This is a genomic window from Kitasatospora sp. NPDC096128 (genome assembly GCF_040303105.1).
In the GTDB taxonomy this organism is placed as follows: Bacteria; Actinomycetota; Actinomycetes; order Streptomycetales; family Streptomycetaceae; genus Kitasatospora.
On record NZ_JBEOSP010000002.1, the window covers coordinates 63411 to 80719 of the forward strand.

General features: G+C 74.1%; 5 protein-coding genes. 4 read left to right on the forward strand and 1 reads right to left on the reverse strand.

What is annotated here, in order from left to right; genetic code table 11:
• Nucleotides 1–15: 15 nt before the first annotated feature.
• On the reverse strand, nt 16–3219 hold the full coding sequence (locus ABTY61_RS02955) for a M28 family peptidase (RefSeq protein ID WP_350503136.1): 3204 nt from the start codon (nt 3217–3219) through the stop codon (nt 16–18).
• A gap of 330 nt (nt 3220–3549) precedes the next feature.
• On the opposite strand from ABTY61_RS02955, the gene ABTY61_RS02960 reads away from it, so the two are divergent.
• From ABTY61_RS02960 to ABTY61_RS02975, 4 genes are all read left to right on the forward strand, one after another.
• Entirely contained in the window at nt 3550–4965 is a 1416-nt protein-coding gene (locus ABTY61_RS02960) for a helix-turn-helix domain-containing protein (protein WP_350503137.1), read from the forward strand.
• A 318-nt stretch (nt 4966–5283) separates the two neighbouring features.
• Nucleotides 5284–6141 carry a sterol desaturase family protein gene (locus ABTY61_RS02965; RefSeq protein ID WP_350503138.1) on the forward strand — a complete coding sequence of 286 codons (858 nt, stop codon included), beginning with the start codon at nt 5284–5286 and terminating at the stop codon, nt 6139–6141.
• Between the two features lie 111 nt (nt 6142–6252).
• Nucleotides 6253–15615, forward strand: a complete 9363-nt coding sequence (locus tag ABTY61_RS02970) for a non-ribosomal peptide synthetase/type I polyketide synthase (protein ID WP_350503139.1) — start codon at nt 6253–6255, stop codon at nt 15613–15615.
• On the forward strand, nt 15602–17296 hold the full coding sequence (locus tag ABTY61_RS02975; protein WP_350503140.1) for a phytoene desaturase family protein: 1695 nt from the start codon (nt 15602–15604) through the stop codon (nt 17294–17296). The genes ABTY61_RS02970 and ABTY61_RS02975 overlap by 14 nt, the downstream gene beginning before the upstream one ends.
• Nucleotides 17297–17309: the final 13 nt, after the last annotated feature.

Sequence of the window (17309 nt, forward strand, 5' to 3'; positions counted from 1 at the left end):
GTCGACCCGGGCGGGTCACACCTGCTCCCAGAGGGCGGGAACGATCGGCGGCTCCCAGCCGACCTGGGCGGTGTGGCCCTGGATGCAGCGGTAGCTGACGCCGTTGTAGGTCACGACGTCGCCCGCCTGGTAGGTGGTGCCGGGGGTCCAGGCGTTGCCGGGGTTGGGGGTTCCGCTGCCCACGACCAGGGTGAAGCTGGTGGTGTGGGTCGCCGAGCCGGTTCCGGTGACGGTGATGCCGTAGGTGCCGGCCGCGGTGTTCGCCGCGGTGGCGACGGTCATCGTGGCGGAGGCGCCGGACTGCACGGAGGAGGGGCTGAAGGAGACGGTGACGCCGGCCGGGGCGCCGGTGGCGGTCAGGTTGACCGTCTGGGCGGAGCCGGAGGTGGTGGCGGTGGCGACGGTGGCCGTGGCGGAGGCGCCGGGCTTGACGGTGGCGGTGGCCGGGTTCACCGAGAGGGAGAAGTCGTTGGCGGGGGTGGTGCCGCCGACGGAGGTCTTCCAGATGGTGTAGGCCACGCCGTTGGCGTTGCGCTTGAGCACGGTGGCGTCGACGTTGGAGGTGGTGTCGCAGGACTGGTGGTAGCAGGAGTCGTAGGACTGCCCGGCCGAGCCGCCCCACTTGGCGGCCTGCGCGGAGGTCTTGACGGCGCTGGCGCCGGCCGCGTAGCCGGAGGTCGGGACGCCGGCCTGCTGGAAGGAGTAGTCGTCGGAGCGGCCCACGCCCTCGACGTTCTCCTCGGGCTGGAGGTTGAGCGAGTCCCAGTAGGCCTTCATCGGCGCGGAGGCCGCGGCGGTGAGGTTGTTGATGAAGTAGCCGGCGTTGGGCGAGCCGACCATGTCGAAGTTGTAGTAGGCCTTGAGCGCGGAGCGCTGGGCGGAGCTCAGCTGGCCGACGTAGTACTGGGAGCCTTGGAGGCCCTGCTCCTCGCCGGTCCACCAGGCGAACCGGACGTGCCGGGTGAGGGTGGGGTTCTGCTGGGCGAGCGCGAGGGCGTTCTCCAGCAGGACGGCGGAGCCGGAGCCGTTGTCGTTGATGCCGGGCCCGGCCGAGACGCTGTCCAGGTGGGCGCCGAGCATGGTGACCTGGTCGGACGGGCCGCCGGGCCAGTCGGCGATCAGGTTGTTGGACTGGTAGCTGCAGGAGGTGCAGGTCTGCTCGCTGACCTGGAAGCCGGCGGCCTGGAGCTTGCCCTTGAGGTAGGCCACGGACTGGCTGTGGCCGGCGCTGCCCGCCCGGCGGTTGCCGCCGTTCTGGTCGGCGATGGTGTTCAGCTGGGCCAGGTCGGCCTGGATCTTGGCCACGTCGATGTCCGGCGCGGGTCCGCCGGGTGTGCCGCCGCCGACGGTCAGGGTGTACTGGGCGGTGTGGGTGGCCGGGCCGGCGGTTCCGGTGACGGTGATCACGTAGCTGCCGGCGGGGGCGCCGGAGGAGGCGGACAGGGTCAGCGTCGAGGACGAGCCGGTCTGCACGGAGGAGGGGCTGAGCGTCGCGGTGACCCCGGTCGGGGCGCCGGTCGCGGTCAGGCTGACGGTCTGCGCGGTGCCGGAGGTGAGGGCGGTGGAGACCGTCGCGGTGGTCGACGAGCCGGGCTGGACCGAGCCGGAGGCCGGGCCGAGGGCGAGCGAGAAGTCGTTGTTGCCGGACGGCGTGCAGCTCGGGTCACCGCTCTGCGCGGGCACGCTGACGGCGTCCCAGGCGGCCTTGGTGCGGTTGTAGAAGGTGCAGCTCGGGTCGAGGTTCTTGGCCGCGGTCAGGGTGGTGGTGCGGTAGCGCTTGTAGGTCATGCCGCTGGTCTTGAGCAGCATGCCGCCGTACCAGACCTGGCCGGCCTGCTTGACACCGATGCCGGTGACGCCGGAGTTGTTGCAGGTCGGGCTGGTGGGCTTGCCGCCGCCCGGGTTGGAGCCGTTGGACAGCAGGTAGAACCAGTGGTTCAGCGGTCCGGCGGCCGCGTGCACCTCGGTGTTCGGGATCGAGGAGGAGTAGCAGTTCGGGTCGTTGTTGACCAGCGAGGGCTGGTAGAGGTTGCGGATCGGGCCCTGGCCGACCAGGTTGATCGCGCGGCCGACCTGGTAGTCCGGGTAGTCGTACGGCGCGGGCTCGTTGTTGTACTCCTTGGTGAGCGCGCCGAAGATGTCGCCGGTGCCCTCGCCGAGGCCGTTCTCGTTGTTGGCGCCGCCGGGGGTGTACTGGTCGATGCCGTGGCCGAACTCGTGGCCGACGACGTCCTGCGCGCCGATCCACTCGCCGGCCTGGTTGTGGCCGATGGAGACGGAGCTGCCGTCCCAGTAGGCGTTGACGTCGTTGAGGCCCATCTTGATCGGCCAGCTGCCGCCGTTGCCGTCGTGTCCGTTGCGGCCGAGCCAGTCGCGGAGCATGTCCCATTCCTTCTGGGCCGCCCACATGGCGTCGCCGCAGCCGGTCTCCCGGCTGGAGGGGTCGCCGTTGCCCCAGGAGTCGGAGGACTTGCTGAACACCTGGCCGGTGTCGTTGTCGGAGCAGGACAGCCCGGGCCGGCTGGGGTCGCGCAGGGAGTAGGAGCCGCCGGAGCCGGTGGTGCTGATGGTCAGCGGGCCGGGGCCGTTCCACTTGCTGTTGACGGTGCCGGCCTCGACGTCGTCGTAGCTGTCGGCCACCTCGCCGGTGGTGGCGTCGACGAAGACGTGCAGGTGGCTCGGCGCGCTCTCGGTGCGGCCCTTGAGCACGGTCTCCCAGGAGAGCCGGCCGGCACCGTCCTTGACCCGGACGACCAGGCGGCGGGACTCCACGGTGTCCACGGTGGGCAGCTTGGTGCGCGCGGTCCGCTCCGCGTCCTGCGCGCTGACCTGCGGGGTGGTCGAGCCGCCGACCGGGCCGGTGGCGGCCGACTGGAGGCCGCGGACCTTGCCCTGTCCGTCGGCGAGCACCACGGCGTCGCCGCCGACCACCGGCAGGCCGCGGTAACTGCGTTCGTAGGAGACGGAGTAGAGGCCGTTCAGCCAGGGGGTGACGGTCTTCCGTTCGTAGCTCTCGCCCGGGCCCTTGGCCAGGGCGTCGGTGCCGGCCGCGGCGGCCGCGTCGGCGGCGCCGATGGCGGCGGCCAGAGCGCTGGGTGGCGCGGGGGAGGGTATGGGCGCGGCGGTGGCCGCCCCGGCGGTGGCGCCGACCAGGCCGGCCAGCACGGTCAGTGCGGTCGCGGTGGTGAGCAACCGTCCTGGGGAAACTCTGCGTTGCATCGAGGCTCCTCGCGAGTGGGGGTCCTCGACCGCGGACGGAAAGGCTGGTGGAGCGCCGCGGGCCGTGTCTGGGGGGACGGCCGTGCGGGCCGTCCGCGCTCGGGTGCCCGAACACTCACATGGCGTCATGCCCGGGTCAATGGCTGGTGCAGGCTCTGCATAGGGTTGGCAAATTCCGTCAAGGTGCGGGTGCCGTTTCGCGTCAAGCTGGGCTTTCTCGTCAGTGGTTGAGACCACGTCATGTACGGGAGGGGAGCCCATCGAGTACCGTCCTCCTCGTCGGACCCGTCCCAGGGCCCCGCGCCGGGGCCCGCACCGGGGGAGGCAGCCGTGCACCGGAACCGTTCGGCCCCGGCCTCGCCGCCGGACGGCCAGCAGCCCGGCGCCTGGCGGGAGTTCGGTGCCCGGCTGCGGCACTGGCGGCGCCGGGCCGGGCTCACCCAGGCGCAACTCGGGGCGGGTATCGGCTACGACCACACCGCGGTCAGCAAGATCGAGCACGGCTCCCGCCGGGTCGCCCCGAGGGTCGCCGAGCGGATCGACGAGTTCCTGGACGCCGGCGGGGAGTTGGTGGCGGCCTGTCTGCGCGCCGAGACCGCCGGGCTGCCGCTGCTCGCCCCCTTCGGCCCCGGCCTGCTCCGGCCGCCGCTGCCCGGCGACGGGGGGCCGGAGCAGGCCGGGGCCGGCGAACCGGCCCTCCTCGCGCCGGCCCGGCTGCCGGACTACGGGCTGCTCTGCCCGCTGCACGACGGCGAGGGCTGCCGGGTGCCAGAGCCGGGCGAACTCGCCGCCCTGTACGCCGAGTTCTGCACCGCTGACCCGGCCACGGCGCCGCCGCTGGACGCCGTCACGGCGCACGCCCTGGCCGGACTGCTCGCCGCCCAGCTGCGGGCGGGCGAGACCGGTTCCCTCCCCGGGCTGGTCGCCGCCGTCGAGCGGACCCTGCGCGCGGTGCTGGCCCGGCTCGCCCTCGCACCGGCCGCCCAGCGCCGCCCACTGGCCCGGCTGGCCGCCGAACACGCCCACGCGGCGGGGGCGCTGCGGATGCAGGACGGCCGCAACGCCACCGCGATGGCCTGTTTCGACCGGGCGCTCACCTGGGCCGAGCTGGCCGGGGACCGGGCCACCCAGGTGGGGACGCTCAGCGACCTCAGCATCCTGGCCCGTCTCGACGGCGACCCGGTCGCCGCGCTCGGCTACGCCCGGGAGATCGACCGGGTCGCCCCCGGGCGGCCCTGGGCCGGAGCGATGGACCGGATCAGCCGGGCCCGGGCGCGGGCGCTGACCGGGGACGTGCGCGGCACCGTCCGGGACATCGCGCTGGCCCGGGCGCACCTGGAGCACATCGACACCCGGGACGAGGCGGACGTGCCGTGGCTGTCGATCGCCTCGATGCGGCTGCGGGTGGAGTCCGCCGCGGCCGCCGCACTGCGCGACCTCGCCGCCGCGGTGGACGACCCCCGGCTGGCCCGGCGGGCGCTGGCCGCCACCGAGACCGCGCTCGGCCTGCTCGGCCCGACCCGACTGCCCGCCAGTCGGCTGCTGTTCACCGTCCGGGCGGCCGACTGCCACGCCTGCGCGCACGATCCCCGGGCGGCCGTCGAACTGCTCGGGCCCGCGCTGGAGGCGGTGCCGGTGTCCGCGCTGCCCGCGCTGGTCGGGCACGAGCTGCGCGGCCTGCGCGAGCGCCTGGCGCGGTACGCGCCGCGGGCCGCCGGGCGGTTGGTGGAGTCGGCCGGGCCCTGAGGCCGCGGCGGCCGGTGCGGGTGCGCGTGCGGGCGTGGGTGCCGGTGCGCGTGCGGGCGTGGGTGCGGGCGTGGGGCGCGGGTCGCGCTGAGGGGTGCGTACGGCGGACCGTCCGGGCATCGTGCGCACCGCACTCCGTCGCCGCCCGTCCCGCCGTGGAAATGCGCCCCGTTCACGCCGCTCATTCGTCAACTTCGTGCGCGGATCTTCCGCCGATCGGGTTATTCATGGCGTTAGCACGTCGAATGACTGACCCCGCCTTCGCCTCCCGCTAGAGTCTCTGACGTTTCCGTTGGTCCGCGAAGAACAAGGGGGAGCGTGCTGTCAGCCATCGCACGTCGGCTCGCCCATCCGCTGCTGCTCCTGGGAGTGCTGTGCACGGCCATCGCGACACTGCGCTTCCACTGGGCGCCCGACAAGGTCTCCCCGCTCGTGCTGATCGCCGTCATCTGCTACCTGGCGGCGCTGGAGCGGGTGATCCCGTACCGGGCCGACTGGCACCCGAGCGGCCGTGAACTGCGTTGGTACGGCGTGTACTTCGCGCTGAGCATGATCGGCGGCGGACTGGCCCAGGGGCTGGTGGCCGCCCTGGTGGAGGTGCTCGGCCCGGCCCGCCCGGCGCTGCCCTTCGCGCTGGAGATCCCGCTCGCCCTGCTGATCGGCTCGCTCGGGGACTACCTGGTGCACCGCTTCTCGCACCGCAACCGGTGGCTGTGGCGACTGCACGGCGTGCACCACGTTCCGGACAAGGTGAACGTCGCCAACAACGGCGTCAACCATTTCCTGGACGTGCTGTTCGCCCAGTCCGTGGTCCAACTTCTGTTGGCGGTGATCGGATTCTCGGCGGATTCGGTGTTCGTGGTCGGAATATTCGTGATGGCGCAGGGGTATTTCGTCCACGCCAACATCGAGGTCCGGATCGGCTGGCTCGGCCACGTCCTGGCCGGCCCGGAACTCCACCGCCTCCACCACAGCACCGACCTCGCCGAAGCCGGCCACTACGCCTCCGACCTGTCGCTGTGGGACCACGTGTTCGGGAGCTTCACCTGGCGGCCCGGACGGATCCCGGAAGCCGTCGGCCTCACCGACCCGGCCGCGTTCCCGACCACCGGAGAGCTCGGCGCCACCCTGCTGCACCCGTGGCGCCGGATGAAGACCACCGAGCAGTCCGCCTGAGACCCCGGCCCGCCGTCCGGCCCGACGAGTCCCCGTCAGGCCGACCTCCACTCGTGCCGCCCGTGCCCGCCCGCACCCGCGCCGTCCCCGCCACCACCCCCGGATTGGACCATGACCACCTCGCCCTTCGCCGTGCCCTGCGAACGGATCGCGATCACCGGCATCGGCTGCCGCCTGCCGGGACACGCCAACGACCACCGGACCTACTGGCGCAACCTGATCGAGGGCCGGGACTGTCTCACCGACACCCCCGCCGACCGGTACGACACCGGAACCCTGGGCAGCCGGGACCGCGCCAAGCCGGGGCGGCTGATCGGCGGCCGGGGCGGCTACATCGACGGCTTCGACACCTTCGATCCGGCCTTCTTCGGGATCAGCCCGCGCGAGGCCGCCCACATGGACCCGCAGCAGCGCAAGCTCCTGGAGGTGAGCTGGGAGGCGTTGGAGGACGGCGGGCTGCGCCCCGGCGAGCTGGCCGGGCGGGACGTCGGCGTCTACATGGGCGCCTTCACCCTGGACTGGAAGATCCTCCAGTTCGCCGACCTGGACTTCGCCACCATCGCCGCGCACACCGCCACCGGCACCATGATGACGATGGTGTCGAACCGGATCTCGCACTGCTTCGACTTCCGCGGCCCCAGCATCTCGATCGACACCGCCTGCAGCTCCTCCCTGGTCGCGGTCCACCTCGCCTGCCAGAGCCTGCTCCGCGGTGAGAGCGAACTCGCCCTGGCCGGCGGTGCGTTGCTGCACATGGCGCCGCAGTACACGATCGCCGAGACCAAGGGCGGCTTCCTCTCCGCCGACGGCCGCTCGCGCGCCTTCGACGCCTCCGCCGACGGCTACGTGCGCGCCGAGGGGGTCGGCGTGGTGGTGCTCAAGCGGCTCTCCGACGCGCTGCGCGACGGGGACCAGGTGCACGCCGTGATCCTCGGCAGCGGCGTCAACCAGGACGGCCGCACCAACGGCATCACCGTCCCCAGCGCGGACGCCCAGGCCGCGCTGATCGAGCGGGTCTGCGCCGAGGCCGGGGTGGCGCCCGGCAGCCTCCAGTACGTCGAGGCGCACGGCACCTCCACCCCGGTCGGCGACCCGATCGAGGCGGCCGCGCTCGGCCGGGTGCTCGGCATCGGCCGCCGGGCCGGGGAACGCTGCTACGTCGGCTCGGTGAAGACCAACATCGGGCACACCGAGGCCGCCGCCGGGGTCGCCGGGCTGATCAAGACGGCACTCGCCCTGCGGCACCGGCGGATCCCGCCGCACCTCAACCTGGAGCGGCCCAACCCCGCCATCGACCTGGCCGAGCTGCCCTTCGACATCCCGACCGCCCCCGTCGACTGGCCCGAGCACCGGGGGCCGGCCCGCGCGGGCGTCAACTCCTTCGGCTTCGGCGGCACCAACGCCCACGTCCTGCTGGAGGAACCGCCGCCGCCCGCACCCGTCGCCGCCGCGCCGCGACCGGCCGTCACGGTGCTGCCGCTGAGCACCCGGGACGCCGCCGGACTGCCCGAACTCGCCTCCGCCGTACGGCAGGAGCTCGCCGACGGGGTGTGCCCCGAGGACCTCGGCCACACCCTGGCGCACCGCCGCGAGCACCTGCCCGAGCGGCTCGCCGTGGTCCACACCGGGCCGGCCGACCTGGCCGCGGCGCTGGCCGCGTACGAGCGCGGCGAAGCCCACCCCGGGGTCGTCCAGGGTCGCGCCCGGGAGCGCCGACAGCGGCGCCTGGCCTGGGTGTTCACCGGGATGGGGCCGCAGTGGTGGGGGATGGGCCGGGGCCTCTACCAGGCCGAGCCGGTCTACCGTGAGGCCGTCCGGGCCGTGGATGCGGAGATCCGCGCCCAGGCCGGCTGGTCCCTGCTGACGGAGCTCGACCGCGACGAGGCCGACTCCCGGATGGCCGGGACGTGGCTCGCCCAGCCCGCCAACTTCGCGGTCCAGTTGGGGCTTTCGGCGCTCTGGCGCAGTCACGGCGTGCACCCCGACGCGGTGGTGGGCCACAGCACCGGCGAGGTCGCCGCCTTCCACGAGGCCGGGGTCTACGACCTGGCCGACGCCGTCCGGGTGGTGCTCGCCCGCAGCTCGCTCCAGCAGCGGCTGGCCGGGACGGGATCGATGCTCGCCGTCGGCCTGCCCGAGGCCGAGGCGGAGCGGCGGATCCGCCCGTACCGCGACCGGGTCTCGCTCGGCGCCGTCAACAGCCCCTCCGCCGTGACCCTCGCCGGGGACACCGAGGCGCTGCGCGAACTGGCCGCCGGGCTCGAACGGCAGGGCGTCTTCGCCCGCCTCCTGGACGTCGAAGTCCCCTACCACAGCGTGCGGATGGACCCGATCCGGGAGGAGCTGACCGCCGCCCTGGCCGGGATCAAACCGCAGCGGGCCCGGCTGCCGCTCCACCTGACCGCCCGCGAGGGGCCGGCCCGGGGGCCCGAACTGGACGCCGACTACTGGTGGCAGAACGTCCGCCACCCGGTGCGCTTCCGGGCCGCCGTCGAGCGGATGGCCGAGGACGGGTACCGGCTGTTCCTGGAGCTCGGCCCGCACCCGGTGCTCGGGCACGCGATCCGCGAGTGCGCCGAGCAGGCGCACACCCTGCCGTCGATCCGCCGGCAGCAGGACGAACCCGAGCGCATCGCCCGGACCCTGGCCGAACTCCACACCCTCGGCGTCGAGTTGGACTGGCGCACACTGCACCCGGCCGGGCGCCAGGTGCCGCTGCCGACCTACCCGTGGCGGCGCGAACGGCACTGGGTCGAGCCGAAGCCGGTCGAGCAGGTCCGGCTCGGGCAGGTCGACCACCCGCTGCTCGGCCGCCGCACCGCCGCCGCCCAGCCCACCTGGACCACCGCCCTCGACCCCGAGCGGCTGCCCTACCTGGACGACCACCGGATCGAGGGCCGGGTGGTCTTCCCGGCCGCCGGGTACCTGGAGATGGCCGCCCAGGCCGTCCGCGCGCTGACCGGCGGCACCCAGGTCGTGCTGGCCGAGATCGAACTGCACCGGGCGCTGTTCCTCTCCGCCACCGAACCCGTGCCCGTCCAGCTCGGCTACGCCCCCGAGGACGCCCGCTTCACCATCGCCGCCACCCCGGCCGGCGGCGAGCCCGCCGTGCACGCGAGCGGCCGGGTCCGCACCGGCCAGCGCCGCTCGTACGGGCCCGCGGCCGACCTCGAGGCGCTGCGCGGCCGCGGACAGCGCCTCGACGGCCCCGACTGCTACCGGCGCCTGGCCGAGCGCGGCTACGACTACGGGCCCGCCTTCCGGGCCGTCGCCGAGGTCTGGGCCGGGCCGGGCGAGGCGCTCGCCCGGATCCGCCCCACCGAGGGGCTCGGTCCCGGCGCCGCCGACCACCACCTGCACCCGGTGCTGCTCGACGCCTGCTTCCAGACCCTGCTCACCACCCGGCTGCACGCCCCCGAGGACGGCAGCGTCCGGCTGCCGGTCGCGGTCGAGGAGGTCCGGCTCGACGCGATCGGCGACCGGCCGCTGTGGGTGCACGCCACCGTCACCCGGGACACCGGCGAGGAACTCGTCGGCGACCTCGCCCTGTACGCCGAGGACGGCACCCCGCTCGGCCGGATCACCGGCTTCAGGGCCGCCGACGTCGCCCGGGCCGCCGCCTCGGTCGGCCTGGCCACCATCGACGGCTGGCTCACCGAACTCGCCTGGCAGGACGCCCCGGCCCTGCCCCAGGACGCCCCCGTCGGCGACCTGCTGCTGTTCGCCGACGCCGGCGGCCTGGCCGAACGGCTGGCCGCCCTGGCGGCGCGGCGCGGCGCCCGCAGCCACCTCGTCCGGCCCGGCAGCTCGTACGCGACCGGGGACGGGGAGAGCACCGTACGGCCCGACTCCGTCGAGGACCTCCAGCGGCTCCTCGCCGAGCTGGACCCGGCGCACCGGACCGTCGTCCACCTCTGGAACCTCGACCTGCCCGAGCTGAACGACCTCGGCCCCGACGGCCCCGGGCAGCTCGACCGGCTCGCCACCCACGGCGCCTACTCGCTGATCACCCTCGCCCGGGCGCTGCCCGCCGCCCGCCCCGACGGCCGGCTGCACATCGTCACCCGCGGCACCCAGGCCACCGGCCCCCAGGACCGGGTCGAACCGCTCGGCGCCCCCGCCTGGGGCATCGGACGGGTGCTCTGGCAGCAGGAACTCGTCGCCCAGCGCGGCAGCCTGATCGACCTGGACCCGGCCCTCCCGGCCGCCGACCAGGCCGAGGCGCTGCTCGCCGAGGTCGCCGCGGGACTCCCCGCCGGACTCCCCGCCGAGCTCCCGGCCGACGCCGAGCAGGAGCTCGCCCTGCGGTCCGGCCGCCGGCTCACCAGCCGGCTGCGCCCCGCCGAGGGCCTCACCCGGCCGCTGCCGCCGGTGCTGCGCCCCGACGGCTGCTACCTGGTCACCGGCGCGTTCGGCGCGCTCGGCCGGCTGCTCTGCCGCACCCTGGTGCGCCGCGGCGCCCGGCGGCTGGTCCTGGTCGGCCGCACCGCCGTGCCACCGCGCGCCGACTGGCACACCGTCGCCCCCGCGACGCCCGCCGGGGAGCGGATCGCCTTCCTGCGTGAACTGGAGGCGCTCGGCGCCGAACCCCTGCTCGCCGCGGTGGACGTCACCGACGGCCCCGCCCTCGCGGCCTGGCTCGCCGACCACCGACAGCGGCAACTCCCTCCCGTGCGCGGCGTGTTCCACCTCGCCGGGCAGGTCAGGGACACCCTGCTGGCGCAGATGGACCGCCCCGCCTTCGACGCCGGGTACGCCCCCAAGGTGGCCGGCGCCCTCCAGCTGCACCGGCTGCTCGCCGACGAACCGCTCGACCACTTCGTGCTGTTCGCCTCCGTCGCCTCGCTGCTCACCACCGCCGGGCAGACCAACTACGCAGCCGGCAACGCCTTCCTGGACGCCCTCGCCCACCACCGCCGGGCCGACGGCCGGCCCGCGCTCAGCCTGGACTGGGGCCCCTGGGCCACCGGCATGATCGAGGAACTCGGCCTGGTCGCCCACTACCGCGACGCCCGCGGCATGAGCTCGCTGCCCCCGGAGGCCGGCACCGCCGTGCTGGAACGCGTCCTCGGGCAGGACCGCGCCCAGCTGCTGGTCGCCACCGTCGTCGACTGGCCGACCTTCCTCGCCTGGTACCCCGTCCCGCCGCCGCTGGTCGCCGACCTGGCGGCGAGCGCCGCCGAACAGGCCCCGGCCGAGACCGGCGGCTTCCTGGACGGCTACCGCGCGGCCGACCCGCGCACCCGCGGGCAGCTGGTCACCGAGCGGTTCACCGCGGCCGCCGCCGCCGTGCTGCGCACCGCCGCCGAGCGGATCACCCCCGATACCAGGCTCGGCGCCCACGGCCTGGACTCGCTGCTCGCGATGGAGCTGCGCGCCCGGGTGCACGCCGAACTCGGCGTCGCCCTCCCGGTGGTGGCACTGCTCAGCAACGGCAGCGTCGCCGACCTGGTCGAGCTGCTCACCGCCGGCCTGGCCGAACAGCTCGCCGCCGAGGGCGGCCCGGCGCGGGCCGAGGTCGAACTGCACACCGACGAGGCCCGCTACCCGCTCACCCACAACCAGCAGGCGCTGTGGTTCCTGCGCCAGCTGCACCCGGACGGTTTCGCGTACAACATCGGCGGCGCGGTCGAGGTGCGCGCCGAGCTCGACCCGGAGCTGATCTTCACCGCCTTCGCCTTCCTGGTCGCCCGGCACCCCGGACTGCGCGCCGCCTTCACCGCCGAGGAGGGCCGCCCCGTCCAGCGGATCCGCTCCGAGGCGGTCGCCGACACCGGGCTGTTCGACGTCGAGGGCCGCCCCTGGGAGGAGATCCACGCGCTGATCGTCCGCGAGTACCGGCGGCCCTACGACCTGGCCGAGGACCCGCTGGTGCGACTGCGGCTGTTCCGGCGCGGGCCGGACCGCTGGGTGCTGATGAAGGCCGTCCACCACATCGTCTCGGACGCGATCTCCACCTTCACCTTCATCGAGGAGCTGTTCGAGGTCTACCAGGCGCTGTGCCTGGGCCGCACCCCCGAACTGCCGCCGGTGGCCGCCCGCTACCTGGACTTCCTCAACCACCAGAACCGCTTCCTGGCCGGGCCGCAGGCGCAGCGGATGCTCGACTACTGGCGCGGCCACCTGCCCGCCGGGGTGCCGGTGCTGGCCCTGCCCACCGACAAGCCGCGCCCGGCGGTGCAGACCCACAACGGGGCCTCCGAGTTCTTCCGGCTCGACGAGGAACTGACCGCCCGTGTGCACGAGTTGGCCCGGGCACACGGTGCCACCCCGTTCATGGTGCTGCTCGGCGCCTACTACCTGCTGCTGCACCGGTGGTCCGGCCAGTCGGAGATCGTGGTCGGCAGCCCCGTCACCGGCCGCACCCGGGAGGAGTTCGCCTCCGTCTACGGCTACTTCGTCAACCCGCTGCCGCTGCACGTGAGCCTGGCCGGGGAGCCGACCGTCACCGAACTGCTGGCCCGGGTGCGGGACAGCGTGCTCGGCGGGCTGGACAACCAGGAGTACCCGTTCCCGCTGCTGGTCGAGCAGCTGGGCCTCCAACACGACCCGAGCCGCTCCGCGGTGTTCCAGGCGATGTTCATCCTGCTCACCCACAAGGTCGCCGTGGAGCGCTTCGGCTACCGCCTGGAGTACATCGAACTCCCTGAGGAAGAGGGGCAGTTCGATCTGACCCTGTCCGCCTACGAGGACCGTGCGGACAACTGCTTCCACTGCGTCCTCAAGTACAACTCCGACCTCTTCGAGCCCGGTACGGTACGCCGCCTCGCCGCCCACTACCGCAACCTGCTGGACGCCATGACCCGGGCCGCCGAGGGCGAGCCGGTCGGTCGGCTGCGGATGCTGGACGGGGCCGAACGCCGACTCGTCCTGGAGGAGTTCAGCGGCGCCGGGCGGCGGATCGACCACGACGTGCCGCTGCCCGAGCTGATCGCCAAGGCCGCCGCCGAGCACCCGGAGGCGGTCGCGGTGGTCGTCCCCGGCCGGGACGCCGTCCGGCGGCTGAGCTACGGCGAACTGGACCGGCGCTCCCAGCGCGCCGCCGCCCGGCTGCGCGAACTCGGCGTTGCCGAGGGATCGGTGGTCGCGGTCTGCCTGGAGAAGTCGCCCGAGCTGATCACCACCCTGCTGGCGGTCTGGCGGGCCGGCGCCGCCTACCTGCCGCTCGACCCCGGGCACCCGGCCGACCGGCTCGCCCACCAGCTGGCCGACGCCGGCGCGGCGCTGGTCGTGCTGGACGAGCAGTACCCGGCCGCGGCCGAACTGCCCGCCCGGCCGGTCACCCTGGCCGAGCTGGACCGCTCCGCCGGCGCCGCCGGACCGCTGCCCGCCGCCGACCCCGACCGGCCCGCCTACCTGATCCACACCTCCGGCTCCACCGGACGGCCCAAGGGTGTCCTGGTCCACCACCGGAACCTGGCCGCGGCGACGGCCGGCTGGCGGGCCGAGTATCGCCTGGACACCGAGGCCCGGGTGCACCTGCAGATGGCCGGCACCGCCTTCGACGTCTTCTCCGGCGACCTCGCCCGGGCCCTCGGCACCGGCGGCACCCTCGTCCTGGTCGACCGCGAACTGCTCTTCGACACCGCCCGGTTGTACCGGGTGATGCGCGAAGAAGCCGTGGACTGCGGCGAGTTCGTGCCCGCCGTGGCCCGCGCCCTGCTGGCGCACTGTGAACGCGACGGCCTGCGGCTGGACTTCCTGCGGCTGCTGGTGGTCGGCTCCGACTCCTGGAAGGCCGCCGAGCACCGCCGGCTGCGCGCGCTGTGCGGCCCGGACACCCGGCTGGTCAACTCCTACGGCCTGACCGAGGCCACCGTGGACAGCAGCTACTACGAGGGCGACACCGACGGCCTGGAGGCCGGCCGGATGGTCCCGATCGGGCGGCCCTTCCCGAACAGCGCGCTGTACGTCCTCGACCGCTACGGCGAGCCCGTCCCCGCCGGGGTTCCCGGCGAACTGTGGATCGGCGGCGCGGGCGTCGCGGCCGGCTACCCGAACGACCCGGCCCAGACCGGACAGCGCTTCCGGGTCGTGGACTTGGGCAGCGGCCCTCAGCGGCTCTACCGCACCGGAGACCTCGGCCGCTGGGACACCGCCGGCACCGCGCACCTGCTCGGCCGGATCGACAACCAGGTCAAGGTGCGCGGCCACCGGATCGAACCGGGCGAGATCGAGGCCCACCTCACCGCCCGGCCCGAGGTCGCCGAAGCGTGCGTGACGGTCCGCCAGGACAGCGCGGGCGAAGCGGTGCTGGCCGCCTACCTGGTGCCCGCCGAGGGCGTCGAACCGGACCGCCGCGAACTGCGCCGCCACCTCGCCGAACACCTGCCCACCGTGATGATCCCCTCCTACCTCACCGAACTGCCCGCCCTGCCGCTCACCCCGAACGGCAAGGTCGACCTCGCCGCCCTGCCCGAGCCCGCCGCCGACACCGGCGGCGCGCCCCACGAACCTCCCGCCACCCTGTACGAACAGCGGGTCGCCGCACACTGGCAGAACCTGCTCGGTGTGGCCGAAGTCGGCCTCCAGCACGACTTCTTCGTGCTCGGCGGCAGCTCCATCCGGCTGATCGAACTGATCCACCACCTGCAGACCGAGTTCAACATCGGCATCCCGGTCGGCCTGCTGTTCAAGGTCACCACCCTGCACGGCATGGCCCGCACCGTCGAGCAGATCATCACCGGGGAGGTGGCCGGCGGTCAACCCCACCTGTGGTTCAACGCCGAGGCGCCCGAAGGCCGTACGGTCTTCTGCTTCCCGCCCGCCGGCGGCCACGGCCTGGTCTACCGGCAGCTCGCCGCCGCCCTGCCCGGACACCGGATCGCCGCCTTCAACTACCTGACCGGTGACGACAAGACCGAGCGCTACGCCGATCTGGTGGAGGAGTTGCACCCGGCCGGACCGTACCGGCTGCTCGGCTACTCGCTCGGCGGCAATCTCGCCTTCGAGGTGGCCAAGGAGCTGGAACGTCGCGGCCGCACCGTCGACTCGGTGCTGCTGGTGGACGCCTACCGGGTGCTGGACGCCTTCGACCTGGGCGAGGAGCACGTGGCCGTCTTCGAACGGGAGCTCCGGGACCACCTGCACCGGCACACCGGCTCGCGGATCGTCGCCCAGGAGACCCTGCAACAGGCCAGGGACTACCTGGAGTTCTGCAGCAGAACGCCCAACACCGGAGCCGTCCGGGCCCGGCTGGACGTCGTCTGCGAACGCGACCGCCTCGCCGTCCACCTCGGCGGCGAGTCCGGCTCCTGGCACGGCGCCTCCAGTACCGGCACCGCCGTGCACGCCGGCCACGGCAGCCACGCCGAGATGCTGGACGGCGAGTTCGCCGCCCGCAACGGCGAACTGGCCGCAGCCGTCCTGGCCGGGGACTGCCCCGCCGAAGACGCCTCGGCCGAAGACGCGTCGGCCGAGTACCCGTCGGCCGAGTACGCGGCGGCCGGAGGAACCGCAGATGACGTCCGCTGACCGCGGGCCGGACTGGCCCCGCCGGGGGCGGGCCGACGCCGGCCCGCCCCGGGTGATCGTGATCGGGGCCGGCCTGGCCGGCCTCGCCACCGGCTGCTACGCCCAGATGAGCGGGCTGGAGACCCGGATCTTCGAGAAGCACGTGCTGCCCGGTGGTTGCTGCACCGCGTGGTCCCGGCAGGGCTACCTGTTCGACTACTGCATCGACTGGCTGATCGGCACCGCCGAGGGCACCGGCGCCCACCAGGTCTGGCGCGAACTCGGCGCCCTGGACGGCAAGTCGGTGACCCACTTCGACACCTTCAACCGGGTCGTGGACGAGCACGGCCGGGCCGTCACCTTCCACACCGACCCGGACCGGCTGGAGGCCCACCTGCTGGCCCTCGCGCCCGGCGACGCCGCGCCGATCCGCGCCTTCTGCCGCGACCTGCGCCGCTTCGCCGCCCTCGACCTGCCCTGGGAGCTCACCCCGCCGCCGCTGCGGACCGCCGCCGAGCGGCTGCGCACCCTGCGCGCCGTGCTGCCCGCCTTCCGGCTGTTCTGGCGCACCGCGGCCACCCCGATGAGCCGCTTCGCCGAGCGGTTCCAGGACCCGCTGCTGCGCCGGGCCTTCCCCACCATGTTCCTCCAGGAGCCGACCGGCTTCCCGCTGCTGCCCTACCTGTACACCCTGGCGGCCGCTCACACCGGCAACGCGGGTTTCCCGCAGGGCGGTTCACTGGGACTGGCCCGCTCGGTGGAGGAGCGCTACACCGGGCTCGGCGGGACGATCGGCTACCGCTGCCGGGTCGACCGGGTCCTGATCGAGGACGACCGCGCCATCGGCGTCGAACTGCGCGACGGCACCCGGTACTTCGCCGACCACGTGGTGGCCGCCTGCGACGGCCCGACCGTGCTCGACCGGCTGCTGCGCGGACGCTACTCCAGCCCCGCCACCGACCGGCTGTACGGCGAACTGCTGGACCGGCCCGGCAACCTCTACCCGGCGGTGGTGTCCGCCTTCGTCGGCGTCGACGGTCCGCTGCCGGCGGGCGAACCGCACAGCACCACCTATCTGTTGACGCCCCGGGACGCCGCCCGGCTGCCCGGCTCGCTCCAGCACAGCCTGGTGGTGCAGCTGCGCTCGAACTACGCGGAGGGCTTCGCGCCGCCCGGCAAGTCGGTGCTGCACTGCACCTACTTCAGCGACTACCGCTCCTGGAAGGAGCTGCGGATCCGCGACCGGCGGGCCTACCGGGCGCGCAAGCAGGAAGTCGCCGCGTTCGTCCGGGAGTTCCTGGACCGCGTCCACCCCGGGCTCGGCGCCCGGATCGAACTGGTCGACGTCGCCTCACCGGTGACCACCGAGCGGTTCACCGGCAACACCTACGGCAGCATCCTCGCCTGGCAGGCCTTCTCCGAGGCCGAGGACACCGCCAACCGCCTGGTCAGCCGGGACCGGATGCGGCTGCCCGGCCTCAGCGGCTTCTCGATGGCCGGGCAGTGGGCCTCGCTCGGCGGCCTGATCCGGGCCGCCACCAGCGGCCGGTACGCCGCCCAGTACCTCTGCCGGGAACTCGGCCGGCCCTTCCGGGCCTGGCCCAGCGACGGGCGGGAACCCTGGCACCCGGGCAAGTGGGGCCGACTGCCGCAACTCGACCGGGCCACCGTCGGAGCAACGGACCCGGGAGCGGCCGGATGAGCGGCAGGCAGAG